We start from the raw sequence: 2,271 nt of genomic DNA on the forward strand, positions 1-2,271 counted from the left end.
TCGGGGCTGAGTGTGGCGGTGGCGTGGGTGGTCCAGGTGGTGGTGGTGCGGGTGTGGATGGTGAGGGTTTGGTGGCCGGTGGGGGTGGGGGTGGTGAGGTGGAGGTGGAGGTGGGTGGGGGTGGTGGGGTGGAGGGTGATGGGGGTGTGGAGGGTGAGGTCGGTGATGGTGGGGGTGTGGCCGGTGGTGGTGTGGAGGGTGAGGTCGAGTAGGGCGGTGGCGGGCAGGAGGGTGGTGGTGTTGATGGTGTGGTGGTGGAGCCAGGGGTGGGTGGTGGTGGTGAGGGTGCCGGTGTGGTGGGTGGTGTGGTCGGGGGTGGTGATGGTGGTGGTGAGGAGGGGGTGGGGGTGGGTGGTGTGGGTGTGGGGTTGGGGGTGGAGCCAGTAGTGGTGGTGTTGGAAGGCGTGGGTGGGGAGGGTGGTGTGGGTGGGGTTGGTGGTGGTGGGTGTGGGTGGGGTGGTGTGGGTGGTGTGGTGGGTGGCGATGGCGGTGGTGAGGGTGTGGTGTTCGGGGTGTTTGGGGTGGAGGGTGGGGGTGAAGGTGTGGCCGGTGGTGTGGGTGTGGGGTGCGGTGGTGGTGAGGGTGGTGTCGGGGCCGAGTTCGATGTGGTGGGTGGGGGTGTTGGTGAGGTGGGTGAGGGCGTGGTGGTAGCGGACGGGTTGGCGGATGTGTTGGGTCCAGTATTCGGGGGTGGTGATGTGGTGGGGGTCGGCGGGTTGGCCGGTGAGGGTGGAGAGGATGGGGGTGTGGGGTTGGTGGTAGGTGAGGGTGGTGGCGGTGGTGTGGAAGGGGGTGAGGATGGGGTCCATGTGGTGGGAGTGGAAGGCGTGGCTGACGTTGAGGCGGGTGGTTTTGTGGTGGTGGGTGTTGAGTTGGTGGGTGAGGTGTTCGATGGCGTCGTGGTCGCCGGAGATGACGAGGTGGTGGGGGCTGTTGATGGCGGCGATGGTGAGTTGGTGGGGGTATTGGGTGAGCCATTGGGTGGCTTGGGTTTCGGTGAGGTTGGTGGCGATCATGGCGCCGCCGGGGGTGGCGTTTTGCATGTGGTGGCCGCGGGCGGCGACGAGGGTGCAGGCGTCGGGGAGGGTGAGGATGCCGGCGGCGTGGGCGGCGGCGATTTCGCCGACGGAGTGGCCGATGAGGTAGTCGGGGTGGATGTTGTGGTGGGTGAGGAGGGCGTGGAGGGCGGTTTGGAGGGCGAAGAGGGCGGGTTGGGCGTATTGGGTTTGGTGGAGTGCGGGGTGGTTGGTGAAGACGAGGTCGTGTAGGGGGATGTCGAGGTGGGGGTTGAGGTGGGTGGCGCAGGCGTCGAAGGTTTCGGCGAAGGCGGGGTGTCGGGTGTGGAGTTCGGCGCCCATGTGGGGGCGTTGGGAGCCTTGGCCGGTGAATTGGAAGAGGGTTTTGGTGGTGGTGGCGTGGCCGGTGGTGGTGCCGGGGTGGGGGGTGTTGGTGGTGATGGCGTTGAGGCCGGTGAGGAGGTCGTGGAGGGTGTGGCCGGTGATGGTGGCGCGGTGGGGGTGGCGGGTGCGGGTGGTGGCGAGGGCGTGGCTGACGTGGTGGGGTGGTTGGGGGTGGTGGGTGAGGTGGTCGTGGAGGCGTTGGGCTTGGTCGTGGAGGGCGTCGGGGGTGTGGGCGGTGATGGTCCAGGTGAGGAGGGTGTTGGTGGGGGTGGGTTCGTCGGGGGTGGTGGGTTGGGGTTCGGGTTGTTCGAGGATGAGGTGGGCGTTGGTGCCGCTGATGCCGAAGGAGGAGATGGCGGTGCGGCGGGGGCGGTCGTGGTGGGGCCAGGGTTGGGTGGTGGTGAGGAGGGCGACGTTTCCGGTGGTCCAGTCGACGTGGGGGGTGGGTTCGTCGATGTGGAGGGTGGCGGGGAGGAGTCCGTGGTGCATGGCGTGGGTCATTTTGATGACGCTGGCGATGCCGGCGGCGGCTTGGGTGTGGCCGATGTTGGATTTGATGGAGCCGAGCCAGAGTGGGGTGTCGGGGTGGTGTTCCTGGCCGTAGGTGGCTAGGAGGGCGTGGGCTTCGATGGGGTCGCCGAGGGTGGTGCCGGTGCCGTGGGCGTCGACGGCGTCGATGTCGGCGGCGGTGAGGCGGGCGTTGGCCAGGGCGGCGCGGATGACGCGTTCCTGGGCGGGTCCGTTGGGTGCGGTCAGTCCGTTGGACGCGCCGTCCTGGTTGACCGCGCTGCCCCGGATGACCGCGAGGACGGGTCGTCCGGCCCGGCGGGCGTCGGACAACCGCTGCACCACCACCACACCCACACCCTCG

At 68.7% G+C, this 2,271-nt stretch carries 1 protein-coding gene; it reads right to left on the reverse strand.

Features of this window, described 5'->3' with window-relative positions:
• Positions 1-2,258: type I polyketide synthase (locus tag AB0K25_RS31730; RefSeq protein ID WP_363824020.1), on the reverse strand; the 2,258-nt coding region annotated here is incomplete at its 3' end.
• Positions 2,259-2,271: the final 13 nt, after the last annotated feature.

This window comes from Micromonospora sp. NPDC049257 (assembly GCF_040678915.1).
Classification (GTDB): Bacteria; Actinomycetota; Actinomycetes; order Mycobacteriales; family Micromonosporaceae; genus Micromonospora; species Micromonospora antibiotica.